The organism is Capnocytophaga sp. G1920 (genome assembly GCF_051417515.1).
Genome location: NZ_JBPRKH010000008.1, coordinates 1 through 2500, shown reverse-complemented (window position 1 = coordinate 2500; position 2500 = coordinate 1). Strand labels below are relative to the sequence as shown.

Here is a 2500-nt window from a genome sequence, read left to right as displayed (position 1 = left end):
CTACTCAGGATACCCATAAGATTTATAAAACTGTACCTATACGAGACTTTCACTCTCTATGGTGTGCCTTTCCAAACACTTCTAATCCAGCTTTACAACCTATATCTGGGTCCTACTACCCCCACTCTGCCGTAACAAAGTGGGTTTGGGCTAATCCCATTTCGCTCGCCACTACTCTGGGAATCACTTTTGTTTTCTTCTCCTCCGCCTACTAAGATGTTTCAGTTCAGCGGGTTTGCTCACCTTTACGGTGTAGTACATCTTCAATGTACTGGGTTGCCCCATTCGGAGATTTGCGTATCATATCGTATGTGCCAATACACGCAACTTTTCGCAGCTTATCACGTCCTTCTTCGCCTCTGAGAGCCTAGGCATCCCCCATACGCCCTTACATAACTTTTCGCGCTTGTAGTCCTAGTCAATTGACAATTAACAATTGATAATTGACAATTATCTAGGTACCTCTCGTTCTCTTTGATTCTTTTTATTTTTTTTCGTTAGATTATCAATAATCTATTATTGATCTCTTATGCTTTTTATCCCAATATGTCGTACGGTTGTTGTGGAGAATAAGGGATTCGAACCCTTGACCCCCTGCGTGCAAGGCAGGCGCTCTAGCCAGCTGAGCTAATTCCCCGTGCTTAATGACGAGTTACGAATTACGAATTACGTTTCACGATATTCGCCTCTCTTCAGCTCCTAGAATTTCCTTATTTAGCTTCTTGTAGTCCCAGGCAGACTCGAACTGCCGACCTCTACATTATCAGTGTAGCGCTCTAACCAGCTGAGCTATGAGACTGCTTTCTTAGGTAAAAGGTAAAAGGTAAAAGGTAAAAAACTTATTACTTTTCTTTGCCTTTTAGCTGGTAACTTATACCTATTTATGTTTGTTGCCAGCAAGATTTAAAGAATCAAATATACCATAAGTCCATTAATCGTTAATAATTAACCATTAATAATTAAATCGGTCATCTCTAGAAAGGAGGTGTTCCAGCCGCACCTTCCGGTACGGCTACCTTGTTACGACTTAGCCCCAGTCACTAGTTTTACCCTAAACAGCTCCTCGCGGTAACCGTCTTCAGGTACTCCCAGCTTCCATGGCTTGACGGGCGGTGTGTACAAGGCCCGGGAACGTATTCACCGGATCATGGCTGATATCCGATTACTAGCGATTCCAGCTTCACGGAGTCGAGTTGCAGACTCCGATCCGAACTGTGACCGTCTTTATAGATTCGCGCCTGCTCACGCAGTGGCTGCTCTCTGTAACGGCCATTGTAGCACGTGTGTAGCCCAAGATGTAAGGGCCGTGATGATTTGACGTCATCCCCACCTTCCTCTCGGTTTGCACCGGCAGTCCCATTAGAGGGCTCGACTCTACTCGTTAGCAACTAATGGCAGGGGTTGCGCTCGTTATAGGACTTAACCTGACACCTCACGGCACGAGCTGACGACAACCATGCAGCACCTTGAAAACTGTCCGAAGAAAAAGGTATCTCTACCCCTGTCAGTCCCCATTTAAACCTTGGTAAGGTTCCTCGCGTATCATCGAATTAAACCACATGCTCCACCGCTTGTGCGGGCCCCCGTCAATTCCTTTGAGTTTCATTCTTGCGAACGTACTCCCCAGGTGGGATACTTATCACTTTCGCTTAGCCACTCAATCCTTAAACCAAACAGCTAGTATCCATCGTTTACAGCGTGGACTACCAGGGTATCTAATCCTGTTCGCTCCCCACGCTTTCGTCCATCAGCGTCAATTAATTGTTAGTAATATGCCTTCGCTATCGGTGTTCTGTGTAATATCTAAGCATTTCACCGCTACACTACACATTCCAACTACTTCACAACCATTCAAGACCAACAGTTTCAAAGGCAGTTGCTCAGTTGAGCTGAGCGCTTTCACCTCTGACTTATTAGCCCGCCTACAGACCCTTTAAACCCAATGATTCCGGATAACGCTCGCATCCTCCGTATTACCGCGGCTGCTGGCACGGAGTTAGCCGATGCTTATTCGTAAGGTACCGTCATCAAACTACACGTAGTCCTTATTCTTCCCTTACAAAAGCAGTTTACAATCCATAAGACCTTCATCCTGCACGCGGCATGGCTGGATCAGTCTTCCGACCATTGTCCAATATTCCTCACTGCTGCCTCCCGTAGGAGTCTGGTCCGTATCTCAGTACCAGTGTGGGGGACATCCCTCTCAGAACCCCTATCTATCATCGCCTTGGGGAGCCGTTACCTCTCCAACTAGCTAATAGAACGCATACTCATCTTTCACCACCAAGGCTTTAATAGTTGTGTGATGCCACACTACTATACTATGGGGTATTAATCCAAATTTCTTCGGGCTATCCCCCAGTGAAAGGCAGATTGTATACGCGTTACGCACCCGTACGCCGGTCTCTGTTACCCGAAAGTAACTTCCCCCTCGACTTGCATGTGTTAGGCCTGCCGCTAGCGTTCATCCTGAGCCAGGATCAAACTCTTCATCGTTAAA

At 46.5% G+C, this 2500-nt stretch carries 2 tRNA genes and 2 rRNA genes (1 of these 4 cut by a window edge); all 4 read right to left on the bottom strand.

The window, feature by feature from the left end:
• Positions 1-403 (bottom strand): 23S ribosomal RNA (locus ACSQ7D_RS06105) (it extends 2440 nt beyond the left edge of the window).
• Between the two features lie 160 nt (positions 404-563).
• Positions 564-637, bottom strand: a tRNA-Ala gene (locus ACSQ7D_RS06100).
• Positions 638-725: 88 nt separating this feature from the next.
• A tRNA-Ile gene (locus ACSQ7D_RS06095) sits at positions 726-799 on the bottom strand.
• Positions 800-978: 179 nt separating this feature from the next.
• Positions 979-2496: ribosomal RNA gene (locus ACSQ7D_RS06090) — 16S ribosomal RNA — on the bottom strand.
• The 16S and 23S rRNA genes sit together here with 2 tRNA genes alongside, the layout of an rRNA operon.
• Positions 2497-2500: the final 4 nt, after the last annotated feature.